The organism is Actinomycetota bacterium (assembly GCA_023488435.1).
GTDB lineage: Bacteria > Actinomycetota > Coriobacteriia > Anaerosomatales > UBA912 > UBA912.
Window position 1 is genome coordinate 23323 of sequence record JAMDCK010000009.1, and the last position, 16101, is coordinate 39423.

16 protein-coding genes are annotated in these 16101 nt (G+C 58.2%); 2 read left to right on the forward strand and 14 right to left on the reverse strand.

From position 1 onward, the window contains the following. Nucleotides 1-80 precede the first annotated feature (80 nt). The 12 genes from M1617_00995 to M1617_01050 form a co-directional block, all read right to left on the reverse strand. Nucleotides 81-887, reverse strand: coding sequence for an SDR family oxidoreductase (locus tag M1617_00995; protein ID MCL5886872.1), 807 nt, complete (start codon nt 885-887; stop codon nt 81-83). Further along, nucleotides 887-1300, reverse strand: coding sequence for an NAD(P)-dependent oxidoreductase (locus M1617_01000; protein MCL5886873.1), 414 nt, complete (start codon nt 1298-1300; stop codon nt 887-889). Before M1617_01000 ends, M1617_00995 begins: the two co-directional genes overlap by 1 nt. A gap of 24 nt (nt 1301-1324) precedes the next feature. Further along, nucleotides 1325-2161 carry a cytochrome c biogenesis protein gene (locus M1617_01005; GenBank protein ID MCL5886874.1) on the reverse strand — a complete coding sequence of 279 codons (837 nt, stop codon included), beginning with the start codon at nt 2159-2161 and terminating at the stop codon, nt 1325-1327. 93 nt (nt 2162-2254) lie between these two features. Then, entirely contained in the window at nt 2255-2443 is a 189-nt protein-coding gene (locus tag M1617_01010; GenBank protein ID MCL5886875.1) for a CcmD family protein, read from the reverse strand. A gap of 30 nt (nt 2444-2473) precedes the next feature. Continuing rightward, on the reverse strand, nt 2474-3235 hold the full coding sequence (locus M1617_01015; GenBank protein MCL5886876.1) for a cytochrome c biogenesis protein: 762 nt from the start codon (nt 3233-3235) through the stop codon (nt 2474-2476). A 35-nt stretch (nt 3236-3270) separates the two neighbouring features. Beyond that, nucleotides 3271-4005: a heme exporter protein CcmB gene (locus M1617_01020; GenBank protein MCL5886877.1), complete on the reverse strand. Its 735-nt coding sequence runs from the start codon at nt 4003-4005 to the stop codon at nt 3271-3273. Beyond that, nucleotides 4002-4730 (reverse strand): ABC transporter ATP-binding protein, encoded by a 729-nt coding sequence (locus tag M1617_01025; GenBank protein MCL5886878.1) that lies wholly within the window; start codon nt 4728-4730, stop codon nt 4002-4004. The genes M1617_01020 and M1617_01025 overlap by 4 nt, the downstream gene beginning before the upstream one ends. 7 nt (nt 4731-4737) lie before the next feature. Continuing rightward, the gene (gene ccsA, locus M1617_01030) at nt 4738-6819 is read right to left on the reverse strand and encodes a cytochrome c biogenesis protein CcsA (protein MCL5886879.1); all 2082 of its coding nucleotides are present in this window, start codon (nt 6817-6819) and stop codon (nt 4738-4740) included. Nucleotides 6820-6919: 100 nt separating this feature from the next. After that, nucleotides 6920-7591 (reverse strand): cytochrome c maturation protein CcmE, encoded by a 672-nt coding sequence (locus M1617_01035; protein ID MCL5886880.1) that lies wholly within the window; start codon nt 7589-7591, stop codon nt 6920-6922. Nucleotides 7592-7771: 180 nt separating this feature from the next. Continuing rightward, complete coding sequence (locus M1617_01040) at nt 7772-8683, reverse strand: quinate 5-dehydrogenase (GenBank protein MCL5886881.1); 912 nt, start codon at nt 8681-8683, stop codon at nt 7772-7774. Then, nucleotides 8668-9282: a transcriptional regulator gene (locus M1617_01045; GenBank protein ID MCL5886882.1), complete on the reverse strand. Its 615-nt coding sequence runs from the start codon at nt 9280-9282 to the stop codon at nt 8668-8670. Before M1617_01045 ends, M1617_01040 begins: the two co-directional genes overlap by 16 nt. Then, nucleotides 9279-10064 (reverse strand): type III pantothenate kinase, encoded by a 786-nt coding sequence (locus M1617_01050; GenBank protein ID MCL5886883.1) that lies wholly within the window; start codon nt 10062-10064, stop codon nt 9279-9281. The genes M1617_01045 and M1617_01050 overlap by 4 nt, the downstream gene beginning before the upstream one ends. Before the next feature lie 105 nt (nt 10065-10169). Here M1617_01050 and M1617_01055 point away from each other — a divergent pair, with 105 nt between their 5' ends. After that, on the forward strand, nt 10170-10877 hold the full coding sequence (locus M1617_01055) for a response regulator transcription factor (protein ID MCL5886884.1): 708 nt from the start codon (nt 10170-10172) through the stop codon (nt 10875-10877). A 39-nt stretch (nt 10878-10916) separates the two neighbouring features. Beyond that, a complete protein-coding gene (locus M1617_01060) occupies nt 10917-12332 on the forward strand; it encodes a HAMP domain-containing histidine kinase (protein MCL5886885.1) in 1416 nt (471 codons plus the stop codon). On the opposite strand, the gene M1617_01065 is transcribed toward M1617_01060, so the two are convergent. Continuing rightward, nucleotides 12307-14847: an AAA family ATPase gene (locus M1617_01065; protein ID MCL5886886.1), complete on the reverse strand. Its 2541-nt coding sequence runs from the start codon at nt 14845-14847 to the stop codon at nt 12307-12309. The two genes, M1617_01060 and M1617_01065, sit on opposite strands and share 26 nt — an antisense overlap. Beyond that, nucleotides 14844-16091 carry a DNA repair exonuclease gene (locus M1617_01070; protein MCL5886887.1) on the reverse strand — a complete coding sequence of 416 codons (1248 nt, stop codon included), beginning with the start codon at nt 16089-16091 and terminating at the stop codon, nt 14844-14846. The genes M1617_01065 and M1617_01070 overlap by 4 nt, the downstream gene beginning before the upstream one ends. Nucleotides 16092-16101: the final 10 nt, after the last annotated feature.

The window sequence follows — 16101 nt, forward strand, 5'->3', positions numbered from 1 at the left end:
ACGCTCCTGATTCTATCGCTTCAGTCCAGTACAGGCAACCTAAACCGCCGAAACAAACACGCGGATCCGGGTTCCTCAGGCTACGGTTTCCCAACCTTACGGACCTCAGAATCGACTATGGAGTAGAAGACCTCGGGCAGTAGCCCCTTGAGCCTGAAGTAGAAGCTGCTTGTTGCGTCCGGGATGATGTGGAAGTGCCCCTTGGTCACTCCTTGGAGGATGGCGTCAGCCACCCTTGCAGGAGGTATGGCCTTGATCGACCCTGCGATCGCCTCGGTCTCGGGCGGGCGCATCGTGCGCTCGGTGGCAAGTGCCGGGGTGTCGGTATCGGGAGGACAGACCACATGCACGCTTATGCCCTTGGGCTTGAGTTCGCAACGAAGGGCCTCGCTCAAGCCCATGACCGCATACTTTGCCGCCGAGTACCCGCTGTAGCCGTAGATTCCCAGGAACCCTGCAACACTGGAAACGTTGACTATATGCCCGAATCCTCGCTCTATCATGTACGGGGCCGCTGCGCGGCATGGCCACATCACGCTGAAAAATCCGCTCTCGATGTTCCGGGTCAGGTTCTCAATCGGCATCGTCACGAATTCGCCTGGTAAGATGACGCCGGCGCTGTTGACAAGGATATCAGGGACCATGTCGTCGTTCGCGAACCGATCGATAACAGCTTTGGCCTGCGAAAAACTCGACAGATCAGCCGCTGCCGTCATCACCCGCTGAGACGAATCGCGCCTGACGCCGTCGATCTCTTTAGCTGCCGAGGCAAGTCTGTCGGGATTGCGTGCGACAATAGCGACATCTGCCCCCGCCGAGAAGTAGGCCTTCGCGACCTCGAGCCCGATTCCGCTCGATCCGCCAGTCACGATAACCTTCTGGGACACTAGGATTCCTTCAGGTGATCGAGGTCGATGGCGGCCATCAATTCCGAATGCCGCTCGTGGACCGGTGTGATGAAATTGCCCAGACATGGCTCCTCGGCAATGCTGACCAAGCATCCCATGCCCTCGGCCTCTTGGTAGACGGCGCGGTCGGTCTCGACGCAGTCCGTGGCACTGAAGACTATGAACGCCCCCGCAAGATCCCCTCGAATGTAGCCACGTTGTTCGTGCTCTATCCTACCTTCGGCCACTAACAGGTCGATTCCAGGGGTGATCTGCGGGGCAATGACGAGAACGTCGGCACCGAAATCAAGCATAGTGCCAACGGTCTCCTCGGCGACGGTTCCACCACCGATGATTACGACCAGTCGGCCTCGAATGTCCAGAAAGGCCGGGTAGTACCTTTCACCTGGCAAGAACAAGTGCGCCTCCGATCAGGGCTAGAGAGCAAACAGATGGAATCCGACCGGCAGAGTTCTTGCGAATATAGACACCAGAACGACCGCAAGAATCCCGGCCACAACCATCCAGGAAGCTGCTCGCGCCGATATCCCATGCCTGTACACCTTGACGAGATAGGTGCCAAAGATCGCCCATGCTACTCCCGACATCATCACACGGGGGTCAGCGAACCAGCCTTCGACGTCTGTCTCCACAGCCCGGATTATTCCGAGCAGTATGCCGGCGGTGTAGATGGGGAAAGCAAGAGCGATGGCCTTTCGGGCCAGCGTCTGAGCCTGACTCAGGGATGGAAGTCGCTTGAACCAGCCGGTGGTCTGGTGGAGCTTCAGCTGGCGATCTTGGATAAGGTGGAACGCCGAAGCCAAAGCCCCAACTGCGAATCCTGCGTTCGCAAAGAGTATCAACCCGACATGAATGCCCACACGCCACGAGTCGACCAGGTCGAACTGCTGTGCGGTCAGGCCCTCATGTGCGGCACCCGACCGGGCCTGTGCGAACAAGAGCAAGGTCACCGCCGCCGGCACAAGTACCGTCCCGTAGAGGCCGATCTTCAGAAAATGATCGACAACAAGGTAAAGAAGCAGCATAGCCCACGCTAACAGCACCAGAGTGCTGTGTGATCCCGTCAGTTGTGTGGGATCCACCGGACGGACGCCAATGGCCAAAGTGAGCATGGCGAACGCAAAAATGGTGATAAGGCGGGCTCGGGTGCCTAGGACAGCACGCTCAGCAGTGATTCTGTAGATGAACAGAACGGTTGCAGCAATCAGCAGACCTAGGGCCAACCACCGAAAGATGACTGAAAGTTGCTCCAAAACGAACCTCCTTGGTGATGCTCATATCTTATACGAACACACCGGAAAGTTCATTCGGCCGTTCTGAAGATCGGTTAGGCAGCGAGACCAGAGTTACTGGGAAGCCGAGCGACGCTCGATCGACTCCTCAAGCACGGTTATCTCCTTCTCGATCCTCATGAGTCTACGCAGCACCATGCTGATGTAAACCATGAGTGCAGCCCAGAGGATCGCATACGCTGCGATGACGAACGGCGCATCGTGAAGCACCAGTGTGTATAGCTCTAGGTTACTCGCTTCCATCAAGAACTCCTCTCGCTAGCTGACCAGCGTCTATAATCCTGACTCGAACTTCTCCTTCAGTGCGGCTAGTCGCTCGCCCAGTCTTTCCTCTGTCATCCTGGCGACATAAATGGCGAACCCGACCATGAGCATTCCGGCCATCGCCACCAGGAAGGGAATTAGGTTGGATACAGCCATTGCCCCCTCATCGACGACCGGGTGACTGGCCGACGGTATCAACCGGGTCACTGCGAAGGAAATCGGTGCATTGATGACTGCAATGCACGAGTAGGCCGCAGCATATACCGCCCTCCGCTCCTCATCCTCGATCGAGTTTCGAAGAACGAAGTAGGCAATGATCATCAATGTCATAATGAAATACGTGGTGAGCCTAGGCTCCCACTGCCACCAGACACCCCAAGCAGCGCGGGTCCAAATAACCCCTGTGATCATAGTCAGAACAACGAATACTAGCGTCGTCTCCATGGCTATCCGGCTCTTCGTGTCGTACTCCCTACGCCGCGTCATGAGGAATCGTATCGAAAAGAACGCGGCCACACCGAAGACCAGGAACGATGCAAGCCCTACAGGCACGTGGAAGTAGAATATCTTCTGACTGAACCACGGCCGAGGGTAGACGAAGCCTTCTTCCGTGTGATCGATCGCCATAAAGACCGTGTCCGGTTTTTCGGGCAAGGTGATGGTGCTGGTATGCCTCTGGACCTCGGCGGTGGTGAACGCCATCACGAACGCTACCGTGGTCAGCAATCCGCCGATTACGAGAAGCACTACTGCAATCTTGACCAGTTTCAAGTCACTGCCTCCTCAACTATACATCCAATGCCGGATCAGGCTCCGATGACGAATTCGTACAGCGCATAGGCAGCCGCAATCATGACGACATCGTAAATCGCTATCATAGCCATTGCGGACCAGAACTGCTGCCCGGAATCAACGCCTCCCAGCACTGCAACCGTGGTCGCCGACACACAGGCCATCAGCAACGGATACATGAGTGGAACGAACAGGACCGCGAGCACGAAATCCTTTCCCTTCGTGTTCACGGACATGGTAGCGAGGAGCGTGCCGACTCCCGCGATGCCAAGGGATCCGCCAAACAAAACCAAGGGAATCATCCACCACTCTCCGGCGTAAGATCCTCCCTGGAGGAATAGGAACCCGAACACAGGGATGGTCAGAATCTGCACGATCAGCAAGAAGATGAGGTTCCCCACCATCTTGGCGAAGAAGATGACCGGTCGATCGATGGGACTAAGCAGGAGCGCTTCTAGGCAGCCTTGATCCTTCTCATGCACCAGAGAGCGGTTCAGGCCCAGCATGCTAGTGAAGACGAAGGCCAGCCAAAGCAGGCCCGCTGCGATGTTGCGAGGATCGAAACCGGTTCCGGCCTGAGAAAGCGCCACCTGATAGATGACCATAGTAAGCAACGAATAGATGCTCATCGTGGTGATCATCTCTTTGGTTCGCAACTCCATGACGATATCCTTGCGAAGGATCGCCTTGAACTGTCGCCAAGAAAGCGACCTCTGAGAGACCGTGGCGACTTGAGTGGGCGCGCTCATGCGACGCCCGTTCCTACGGTCGCCCTGAAGGTCGCGGCGAACTCGTTCTCATCGATCTGATCCTTGGGGAGGGAGAGAACAATCTTCCCTCGAGACAAGATAAGGGCGTGCGAGCACAGCTCCAAGCCCTTTGCCAGATCGTGGCTGATCATTATAAAAGTGTGATCCTGTCGGATCTGTCTGATGAGCGAGTCAAAGATCTCAACCGCATGAGGATCGAGGCCCGAGTATGGCTCGTCCAAGAACAAGACATCCGGACGATGCAAAAGCGAGCGTGCGATCGAAAGCCGTTGGAGCATCCCGCGGGAAAAGGTACGCACGAGGTCCATTCGGCGATGATCGAGTTCAACGGCCGCAAGTAACTCTCGCACCCTCTCTGTCGGCTGCGAGATGCAGTACATCTCCGCGAAGAACGTCAGGTTCTCCTCGGCGGATAAATCGGGGTAAAGTAGCGGATTGTGGCTGATGAGTCCAATGCGCTCCCGCAGCTTGACTGCGTCCTCGACAACGTCCAGGCCACAGACACTGGCCTTGCCCTTGGAGGGCGTCATCAGAGTGGTGAGGACCTTGACCAGCGTCGTCTTACCGGCACCGTTGGGCCCGAAGATTGACAGGAATGAGCCCGCCTCCAGAGAGAAGCTCACATCATCCAGTGCCTTGCGGGCGCCGAATGTCCGGGTCAGACCCTGGACATTGACGGCGCTTCCACAAGTGTTGTCAGCCATCTACTGGCTACCTTTTCTTTGCGGGCATAGCCTTGCGTGCGGCTAACTTGACAGGGTCATCCTCTCGCCTGGGCCACATCGCCCATGCTGCTCCAACGGTGAGCACTCCGAACCCGAACCACACCCACGAAATCAGAGGGTTGATCTTGACCTGAAGTACGACACGGCCGTCCTGAACGCCCTCGAAGACCATGAAGACATCTCGGAAGAACTCGACAACGACATCAGCATGAAGCTGGGTCTGCTGCTGCCTGAAGAACTCGACCTTGCCCGGGTCCGCAACACCCAGATGCTCTCCTTCGAAGTAGACATCGAAGATGGCGAATGTTCGAATGTCGCCGTTGTCCTTCTGATACTGATCGACTTCCCTGAGTATGAGGTCGTAGCCTCCGACGTTGATCTGGGCCCCTGGGACGTTCTCAACGGATGGCCTGGTTTGATCGACGTACATCGAGGAGCCAATCAATCCAATCAGGATGATACCCATTCCAAGGTGAGCAATGTAACCGCCTGACTGCCTGCGAGCCTTCACCAAAATGTTGCCGAAAGCCTTCAGGTACGACTCGCTCTTAGCCTTGGCACGTTGCTTGGTCGCAGACACGAACAGGTAGATCGCTGAGGTGATCGCAAGTGCTCCGATTATGTTCCCGACGATCGAGTAGAAGATGATTAGCGGGACGGGCTCAAGAACTGAAGCGGAACCGGTCCTCATCAGGATTGGAAGTAGCTTGTAATACCAGATAGCTAGGAACGGAACGCTCAGCACTGCAGCGCTGATGATAGGCCACTTTATCCGTCGCCAGAAGTTCGCCTTGTCGGTTTTGAGCCACGACAACATCGGACAGATCGCCATGAGTAGCACGAATATCAGACCGAACGGATGGGCAAGCGCATCAAAGGTGTCCCGCCCATACACTTTCCCGCCGAAAGCCGGTGAGAGCGTCAATCCGACGATGACGATGGAGGACAGGGCCATGATTACGTTGGTGAAGTAGAAGGATGACTCCTTGGAAGTGAGTGACTCGAACTGATACTCGTTGCGGAACTCCGCACCCCGGTACCACAAGCCGTAGATAGCCAGCAGAAGCGGGATTATCATCATCGCGCCGAACATCCAAAGAGACAGCGGATCATCGGTCCAAGCATGAACCGACTGGATGACTCCGGAGCGCACAATGAAGGTTCCCAGGATACAGGCAGAGAAGGTACCGGCCGCCATCATGATCGACCACCACTTGAAGCCCTCACGTCGGCGATAGACTACGAAGCTGTGCATCAACGCCAGACCGGTCAGCTGAGGGATGAACGATGCGTTTTCGACCGGATCCCACGCCCAGTATCCACCCCAGCCAAGCACGACGTACGCCCAAACGGCTCCGATGCCGTTACCCAGTGCGAGAAACACCCATGCAAAGACGGTTATTCTGTCCGAACGAATGACCCAGTTCTTCGACCCGTCGTTGACGATCAGGGCTGCCATCGCGAATGCAAATGGCACCGTGAATCCTGCGTAGCCGATGAACAACGTAGGTGGATGTACGATCATCGCCCAGTGCTGCAGCATTGGATTCATCGCGGTCGTCGTTAGTAGCTCTCCCGTAGGACCGAACCACTCCGGCGGGGATACCTTGAACGGGAAGTGTCCATCGGTGAACAGCTTGGCAAGGAAGATGCCTTGTACGATGTTGATAACTGCGATGGCTATGTTAGATAGCCTGTCCATCTCCTGCATCCGCTTCCAGGCAACATAGGATCCGAAGAGGGTAATCAGCCACATCCAGAACATGAACGAGCCCTCACGCCCTGCCCAGATAGCCGAGAACTGATACAGCCACCTGAGATTAGAGACATCCGTTGGATGCTGTTGTGCGACGTACATGAAGGTGAAATCCTCGCGGAAGAACGCCAGCACGATGACGGCACAGGAGATCGTAGCGGCACCCATCGCTGCAAACGTCGCATAGTAACCTAGAGTGGTAGCCCCTTCCCCCTCCTTGGGTCCAAGTCTATGGCCCCAGAAAAGCGCGACTACCGAAACGACCGTGGAGATCAGCGCTAGCGCCAAGAAAACGATTCCGAGTGTAATCATTGAGGTATGAACGCTCCCTTCGATCTGTTGCATTGAGATGACATTGCACGCTCACGCATCAGTTTGATGACCTGACTGTCCTCAAAGATGCGATGTATCACTACTGCTCGGCCTTTGACAGCGCCACTGAAACTGCCACGAATGTCCCTTTGTCATCAAGCTCTCCGCCGAGAACCACCTGCGATCCGGAGTCCATGCCCTCAGGCAGTGCGCCCTCGTAGAACACGGGCACCACGCTGCCGCCGTCGGCAGAATTCTGGACACTGAAGCGGAACTCTTCGGTAATCGGAGCGATGCTACCGGCCACTACGAACCCGGTGACAACGCGATATCCTGGGGCGGTGTCGCCGAGGAGGTCGTCTACGCTAAGCGCCCCTTCGATTGATTCGTAGCGTGAGGGACACTGTGTGACCATGTCTTGGGATGTTATCTTGGCGCTCGCTTCATCCAGCGTACCGGTGATTATCGCCACAACTCCATCGCCGAATGTCGCAGGTACGGTTCCCTCATACTCGACGGTCAGCTGCGGCCCGTCGGTGGCGCCCTCGTTACGGATTGCGAAAATCATCGGGGTCGTCTTGCGATTCCACGAGCCATCAATGACGGTTCCGGTGACTCGTACCCTATCCCCAGCGTATTGCTCGTTTCCGGAGACTTCACTGACGGTCTTCGAGTATGCCCCATCGGCGCCGGACCCAACGAGAATCGCTGCTACAGCGAACACGACAATGGCCGAGATGCCGATCAATCGATTCCGAGCACGCTTGTTCACGGTATTCGACTCCTTTCATTGGACACACTTCGCCGCAGCGTAAGCGAACATCAGGGAGCCTTGACCGGGAGTGCTAGCCTGAGGAACGCACCAATCTCTAAACTGCTGCCTGAACGGTCTGATGATATCACCTATCGAGGCCTGCAACAATCAGGAATCATTGCGATTCGTGACAGCAATTCATATGCCGAATCGCTGGATATCCGGCCGAAAGCCCACGCTGGCTAGCAACTCAAGGTATCTTTGCTCCGAAAGCTCACCTTGGCGACCATCGAGGGCAACCAGAGCGGCCTCTATCACATTGGTGCCGAAAGACCTTCCCTCGAGTCTCGGAGTGCTGGTAACCAGCAGCTCTACACCTCGACTCCTGCACAGCTCGACATCGTCGGCTGTCGTGGTGTTGGTGATGATCCACTTCCCTGTCATGTCCTCAGGCATATGTCGTTTGATGTAGTGCCAGTCCCCAGCGATGACGTCGGCCCAACGGTATAGGCGTGAAATGGAGGGCTTAGGTTCGGGAGCTGGCACACTCCCGTTCGTCGATTGATAAAGCCATGCGAACGGCAGCTGGACCGCCACAGGAGTCACTACCTTCACACAAGCCACCAGTGTCGACCATCTTCTGATTGGGAACGGAAGGCCAAGGGCGAACATCAGGTCCCCGAAGGCCATCTCGCATCCAGCATCGCGCAGAGCCTGCGCCATCCCCCATCTGTCCACCGCCGAAGTGACCAGGGCCTTCTTGCCCTTGAACTCCAGACCACATTCGTCGATCAAGTGACGCACGACACCCGCCTCGACCGCCCCCTTCAGGCCGCTACCATCAACGATCGGGGTATTCCCTGCGGCGGCCTTGAGCTTCTTGGCGTCTCGGAAGTAATAGCGACGCCCTGCCGCCTTGAGGTACATGTCGATTCCGCCCATGCCGAAGGCATCGACCTTGCCGTCCAACTCTCCGAGGATCTGTGCAGCGCGCTCGATTGAGCCGTCTGTACCGACTCGGCTGATGGTGAACATCTCTCCGCCAAGCTCGATCTCTAGGGTATGGTCCCTGGAGGAAGGCCCGATGGAGACTCCTACGACCTTCTTGATGCGGACCACCTCTCCGCCTTGTCGGCTGCCTCACGCAGCACCGCGCTCACACGACCGCTGCGCCCCTGACCCGAGCGAGCGGACAGAACGTCGTCGAGGAGTGTTTCGAGTGCGACAAGATCCACCTCGACGTCCTCACGCAAAGGTGAGGTCCCGAGCGGAATGCCGATGACTTCAGCACCGAGGATGCGTTCGACGAGGTCGATGCGCCAGTCGCTGGCCATCAGGACCACCAGGTCGAAGTCGCGTAGGGCCGCAAGTGTCTCCAGAAGCCGATTGAAGACGTCGTACCCCGACGCCGACTCGACGTCTTCACGCTCCTTTTGCGAGAAGACGAGCACGAAATCCAAGCCTTTGCTCTCCGCAAGGGAGATGACAGGGTCGGCATTGGATACCGGGAAGCCGACCAGGGCCACCTTGGGACCTCGGCGGACTTCGCCAAGCGACTCGAGGAAGGACACGAACGTGCGCTGCACCTTGTGGGAGCTAGCCACCTCTTCTTGCGTGGAGCCGTTCTCGCGGTCGGTGAGTATCTCGTCGATTACTGCGAAAAGCTTGTCTCGGCTGATGACTTTGTTGCCGATCCGGTAGAACCTCATGAATCGATACCCTTGCTGCGCGCGTAGATGAGGAGCAGTCCCTTGAGCGTGAGGTCGACGTCGGAGTGCGTGATGGTGGCGCACAGAGGCCTCATACGCTCAGCCAGACCACCGGTAGCGATGACCGGGGTCTCGGCGCCCAGCTCTTCCCATATGCGCCTGACCAACCCGTCGACCATCACCGCCTCGCCGAAGACGAGTCCTGCCTGGATGCTCGATCGGGTGCTCGTCCCGATGACAGTCTCGGGCGCTTCGAGGTCAACGACGGATAGGCGCGCGGCCTTCTTGAAGAGCGCTTCGGCGCTGGTCTCCACACCAGGGGCGATAGCGCCACCGATGTACGCGCCCTCTGCATCTACTACGTCGAGCGTGGTCGCAGTCCCGAAGTCGACCACAATCACCGGAGCCCCGAAGTCTTCGACTGCGGCAACGCTGTTGGCGATGCGATCGGCTCCAACCTCATGCGGGTTGTCATAGCGTATCGGCATGCCGGTCTTGACTCCGGGGCCGACAACAACGGGTGGCTGGCCAGTCGCATCGATCGCAAGTTCCTCGTAGGCGCCGGTCAGTCTGGGCACGACGCTAGCGATCACGATCGCATCGATATCCCCCCAGGACCTCCCGTTCGCCGAGAGAAGAGCGGCGAGCTTTACCTTGAGCTCGTCTGTGGTCTGCATGGCGTCTGTCGATATCCGCCAGTGGGAGTGCAGCGTCGCCGAATCCGTGGTGCCAAAAAGCCCCAGCACGGTCTGTGTGTTGCCTATGTCAATCGTCAGGATCATGAGCTGGTCATCCTCAAATCAACAGTCAGTCCTCAGAAATAAGAGGCGTCCAACGTGCATGTTATCATCGAACCTGCGCCGGTGAAGCCTAGAAACGGAGATCGTATGGTGGGAGGAACCGCACCCCCGAAGGTCCTCGTCGTCGACGACGAGCAATCCATCCTCGAGTTCATATCGTACAACCTGAAGAAGGAAGGCTACGAGGTCATCACTGCTGCCGACGGCGACACCGCAGTGTCACTTGCCGAGCGCACAATGTTCGACCTCGTGATACTCGACATCATGCTGCCGGGGATTGACGGGTATGAGGTGTGCAAGCGAATCCGAGAGCACTCAAACGTGCCCCTTCTCTTTTTGTCGGCGAGGGACACCGAGATAGACAAGGTCGTTGGATTGGAGCTTGGCGGTGACGACTATCTCGCCAAGCCCTTCGGCATCCATGAGTTGCTGGCCCGCGTGCGTGCGCTGTTGCGTCGATCCACTCACAAGGCGCAGGAGTCAGACGCGGGCGGCCAGCGCCTCGAGGTTTCCGGGATCGTTCTGGACAAAGGAACCCACTCGGCGACCTTCGGCGATGGGGTCATCGACCTGACACCCCGAGAGTTCGAATTGTTGGCAACGCTGATGGCTCAGCCTGGGATGGTTCTCAGTCGCGAGCACCTACTTCGGCAGGCCTGGCAGTGGGAGCACCTGGTCGAGACGAAGACCGTCGACACCCACATCAAGCGGCTGCGCGACAAGCTCGAACTCGCCAAAGTCGACCCGGGCGTGATCGAGACCGTCCGAGGCTACGGCTACCGGATCGCGCCTTGATGGCGTGATCGTGCCCCTCCCCTTCGCCGAGGAAGTACCGTGCGAACTTCGATACGAACACAACTGCTGATATCCTTGCTGGTCATAGCTATCGCAGCTGCTGGGCCGCTTTCGTGGTACTTCCTGGAGGAAGTCCAAGCGTACGGCATCCGCAAACTTGAGGAACGCCTAACCGCCGAGGCCCGGCTACTGACCGCCATCGCCGCCGAAACGGGGCTCGAGGACAGAGAGACCCTGAGTGCTGCGCTGCGGGAATCGGCTCTGGAGGTCAACTCGAACCTTGCGATACTCAAACCCGACGGTGTCCCTGTCGCCGTTTCGGGGAATCTTGCAGCTAGTGGCAGTGGACTCGGGGATCTTCCCGAGGTTCGTTCAGCCATGGAAGGCTCGGTCGGGGTGGAGAGCCGACCTGGGACTGACGGTAGAATCAGGCTCACTGTTGCTTTGCCGATGCTGGACAATGGTGATGTCATCGGAATCGCAGTGGCTTCAGCAGAGACTTTCTCGCGCCTGACCCTACTGCGCGATCATGCTGCCACGCTGATGCTACTGGCGGTGATCTTCACACTGGCAACGTTCATGCTTGCAGAAATCCTGTCTCGCTGGCTCGCACGACCACTTCGCAACATTGCATCCAGCGCACAGATGTTCGCGGCCGGTGACCTGGGAGTACGAGTGCTTCCACAAGGACCGCAGGAAACACGCACCGCTGCTGAGGCCTTCAACACGATGGCCGATCAAGTCAGCGAGATGGTCGACGAGCTTCGGCGGGAGGAAAGGCGCAAGTCCCGGTTCGTCTCCGATGTTAGCCACGAGATCCGGAGTCCTCTCACCGCGATACGGGGCACGGCGGAGACACTTGCGCAGGGCGACGTTGAGCCAGAAGACACGAAGCGATTCTTAGCCACGATCGTCAAGGAGTCGGAGCGCCTTTCCCGACTCGCCGAGGACCTGCTCGCGCTACAGCGCATCGAAGGAGCCACCGGAGAGCTGCCGATGAGGAGAGCGAGGCTTCGATCGATCGTCTTGGGCGCAGTCGACTCGCTGGAACACACCACATCGGAGCGCGGTATCGATGTCAGGGTCAGCGGCGATGCACCAGATGTTCTCGGCGATCCGGATCGGCTACAGCAGGTGATTGCAAACCTGCTCGACAACGCCTCAAGGCATACTCCTCGGGGCGGAGCTGTGACCCTGGAGATGCGACACGAGGGTGCGTTCTCCGTGGTAACCGTGAGTGACGAAGGTCCAGGCATCGACGAGGAGTCGCTCCCCCATATCTTCGATCGCTTCTATCGCACGTCGGCCAGCCGAGACCGAACGACCGGAGGCGCTGGTCTCGGGCTGGCGATAGTGCAGTCGATCGTTAGCAGACACGCTGGCGAGATCGACGTCGAGAACCTGACCCCGAACGGCACCTGCTTCACGGTCAGGCTGCCGGCCCTGAAAGACTGATCCGCTTCACGCCGGGCATGCCGTTCTTTGGGTCTGCCACGCCGCTGAGTAGCTCCGCAGTCTCAGGATGACACGTGAAGAAAATGACCTGGCGATGTCCGGACAGCTCGACGATCGCCCTTGCCAGCCCTTCCCTCCTGGTGGGGTCGGCATTGACCAGGACGTCATCCATTATCACGGGCAGTCCAACCCCCACTGCATCTAGGGTCTCGATCAGGGCGAAGCGCAGCGCGAGATAGAGTTGCTGCACCGTGCCCGTCGACAACTCCGACGAGGGTATCGCATCCGAATTCCCATTGAGGACGATGAAACGACCGTCACCCGGCACGACGACTCCCGTGTAACGCCCCTCCGTGATGTCGGCGAAAATCTGACCGGCACGTTGAATCACGGCTGGCTGACGGTTCTTCTCATGCTCCTTTTGGGTGCGCTCGACGAGCCGGGCCGCTATCGCGAGGACGGCATACTCCTCTAGCTTCTGCTGGACCAACTCTTCGAGGCCCGTCATCTCGAGCCTTGCCGCAGCCATCGAGGAATCCCGCTCCTCTTCACCCAGCTTTTGCTTGAGTTCCGTATGATTTCGCAACACATCGTCATACTTCTCGCCCAGGACTTTTGCCTCCAAATCGGCTTCCTGGCTTAGGGCGCTTAGCTGAGCCACATCGGCACCCGGAGACAGGCCGACCTTCTCCAGCACCTCCTCAATCTTGCTCCGAGTCGCTTCCAGCTCGTTTTGCCACTTGGCCAAATCATCCGCGAGTCGCTCGATCGTGCGCCTGACTGTCTCGCGTTGATGCATGGCAGCCGTGTTCTGATCTTTCATGTGTTTGATGCTAGCCGCAGCACTTGCGACATCCACGAGCGAGGATGCCGAGGGAAGGCCCCTCAATCCTTCAACGGCTTTGTTCAGACGCTCAAGATAGTCCTCGCACCATGCCTCGTTTTTGGATCGCAGCGCACGAACCTTGTCTAGGTCCGCAACCACAGATCTCCACTCTTTTATGGCAGCCACGGTCGTTGCTACCGCCGTGGGATTCTCGCCCGCACAATCCAGACTTTTGCTGGTCAGCCACTGGCTCCAACCTTGCAGATCAGATTCGAACTCGGCCCGGCGAAGCTCGGCGTCCCGCTTCGCAGATTTCATTTGCACTGCGATCTCGGCCGGCGCAGACTCTGGCTGCTTGGATGGTCCCGCCCCACGACTGCGCCAGAGGAAGAATGCGCCGGCTCCCAACACAGCCAACCCAAGCACCAGCGAGACTATCTCACCCAGCGCAGCCCCCGATGCAACCAGTAGAAGTCCGGTGGCCGCCATGATGATTCCCGGCGAACGGTATCCAGACGATGCAGGTTGCGCAGTGGCCTCTGTGACTTGTTCGGACTCCTCGCATCTAGCCGCAAGGTCCTGCGCTTTGCGTGTGGCCTCATCGGAAGCATGCTCCTTCTTGACGAGCTGGGCGCGCCACTTCTCGATGCCCGCGATGCTGTCTGGTGTGATGTCAGCATCCTGAGCCTGCGTAGCGGTTATCCCGACATCCCCAAGGATCGTCTTCGTTCTAGCTTCCAGTTCGATGATGCTCGAATCGTGATTAGCGATAGCACTCATTTGCTGTTCGAAACCGGATAAATCACTCAACACCGCCTCGATGGCGGGGGTTGCAGCGAACAGGTCGTCATCGACCTTGATGCTACCCAGAGCCTGATTCGCTCGCTCCAGATCCGGCCCGGCCGAAGCTATCTGCTTGCGCATCTCTTCCCGAGTGCCCTCGAGTGTCCGTAGCTCTTGTTCGTAAACGGCTAGCGCCTTGGCCGCTCTCTGCGCCTGCTCTCTCGCTGTTCGAGCCTCTTCCAGCTCGTCGGAGAGATTTCTGTACCTCTCCTGGTCAGCGGCGTATCCGCTCGCCTTGGCCTCCAGCTGCGTTATCTCGGACTTGATTGCCTTGATCTGAGCCTTGAGTTGATTGAGGATCGGCTTGGACTTGCTCGGTGCCCAAAGCTCGCCCGCTTCCTTCTCGAGGTCGGCCTTCACGTCGGCGGGATTGACCGCCAGACCTGCCTGCGCAGCGAACAGTCGCGACAAAACTCCATCGTTTGAAGCACTCCCCTTCTCGATCTCGGCCAACTCGGACAATCCGAAGCCCAAGACGACCCTGAAGGCCTCCCTGCTGATACCCGATGTGACGTTGTTGAGGATGTCCGGCTGATCTGCACCACTCAGGGCAGTGACACTGACAGGTCCACCGTGGGCTCCGTCCACTCGCTTGACGCTCCACTCACCGCTGCCGTCTGTTAAGACCAGCAGCCCCTGACGCTTGCCGTCATCTACGACGTATGCGGCTTCACCGCCGCGCTTACCAGCGAATCCGTAGAAGAGCTGCCTTACCAGATTGGCAAAGCTGGTCTTTCCGACCTCGTTGGGGCCAAGAACCACATTCAAGCCCTTATCAAGATCACCGAGTTGTGCGCCTTTGAGCCTGCCGAAATGTTCGGCCACCACTCTCTTTAGTCTCATCATCGGTCCTCCTCCAAAAGGCGGCTCAAGCTCAGGTCGCGAGCTCTTCTGATCAACTCCGCCTCGTCTCGTTCGAACTCGCCGAAGGCTGTGTCGACGCCTCCCAGCACTTCACCCAAAAACGCTTTGGCCGCCGTGTGGCCCTCTAGCGTGTCGGTGAACCGGATCAGGTCACCCGTGAAGTCCTCTACCTCACGCAAGAACTCGATATCGAACGCAGGGTGAGTGCGATTGCGTACGCGCTCGACCAAAAGCCACGGGGTCGCTTCGAGTTGTTCGCGGCGTAGCTCCTCGACCACTTCGTCGAAGGTGCTTCCCCTTGAGATCGAAGCATTCACCTCGGTGCGGCCGACAAGATCGATCCTGACGATGGCGGGGCGGCCGCCCGACTCCACGCGGCAACGGGTGCACTCATCCCTCAGCGCGTCGACAAGGTCATCGACCTTGTTCATCTGTCCTACATCGATGGTTGTTTGATGCCAGCGCACCGAGTCGGTCTCGACGAACTCCTCTTCGGTCACCTCACCGCGGTTCATCGTCACCACCCAGCAGCCGTGAGCACCATCCTCCTTGGGGTTGAGGCCCTGTGGGCTGCCGCAATAGCGAATCTTGGGAGAATCCCCAAGATCCTGCTTCTTATGGATGTGGCCCAGTGCCCAGTAATCCATCTTGGCGTCTCGCAGGTCCTGCAGAGTGCAAGGAGCGTAGTTCTCGTATCCCTGCTGGCCGCCGACGTTGGCGTGCAACACCCCGATCGCGGTCTCGTCTCCGGCCTGCCGAGAGAAACGACGGGCTAGGTTGTCGGTCACAACGGCTGTCCCGAAACCCTGCCCGTACAGTGCGCAAAGGGTCTGACCGGAGGCGTCCTTGACCTCGATGCGTTCGACCTTGGTCGTGGAGAAGTAGTGCACGTTGTCGGGCATGTCGAGTCCAGCCGAGTACCCGTTGGCGGGATCGTGGTTGCCGTGGACGAGGTAGACGCCAATGTTTGCCTCGGCAAGTCGCTGCATCACGGAGCGGAAGCGAAGCTGGGCTCGCGTGCTCTTGTCCTTGGTGTTGTATATATCACCTGCGACAACCACGAAATCGACTTGGCGCTCCACGGCGATGGTGGCGACGCGGTCGAGCGCCGCATAGGTCGCCCTGATGAGCTCCTCTTGAACCCTGACGTCCTTGGCGCTGACTCCAACGAACGGTGCGTCTAGGTGGATGTCAGCTGTGTGGACGAACTTGAACGACCTGCTCATCTTTCCCCTA

Excerpts from the sequence above, each read along its gene's own strand:
- M1617_01010 (MCL5886875.1), bottom strand. The coding sequence starts at position 2,443 with ATGGAAGCGAGTAACCTAGAGCTATACACACTGGTGCTTCACGATGCG.
- M1617_01020 (MCL5886877.1), bottom strand. The coding sequence starts at position 4,005 with ATGAGCGCGCCCACTCAAGTCGCCACGGTCTCTCAGAGGTCGCTTTCT.
- M1617_01025 (MCL5886878.1), bottom strand. The coding sequence starts at position 4,730 with ATGGCTGACAACACTTGTGGAAGCGCCGTCAATGTCCAGGGTCTGACC.
- ccsA (MCL5886879.1), bottom strand. The coding sequence starts at position 6,819 with ATGATTACACTCGGAATCGTTTTCTTGGCGCTAGCGCTGATCTCCACG.
- M1617_01045 (MCL5886882.1), bottom strand. The coding sequence starts at position 9,282 with ATGAGGTTCTACCGGATCGGCAACAAAGTCATCAGCCGAGACAAGCTT.
- M1617_01050 (MCL5886883.1), bottom strand. The coding sequence starts at position 10,064 with ATGATCCTGACGATTGACATAGGCAACACACAGACCGTGCTGGGGCTT.
- M1617_01055 (MCL5886884.1), top strand. The coding sequence starts at position 10,170 with ATGGTGGGAGGAACCGCACCCCCGAAGGTCCTCGTCGTCGACGACGAG.
- M1617_01065 (MCL5886886.1), bottom strand. The coding sequence starts at position 14,847 with ATGATGAGACTAAAGAGAGTGGTGGCCGAACATTTCGGCAGGCTCAAA.
- M1617_01070 (MCL5886887.1), bottom strand. The coding sequence starts at position 16,091 with ATGAGCAGGTCGTTCAAGTTCGTCCACACAGCTGACATCCACCTAGAC.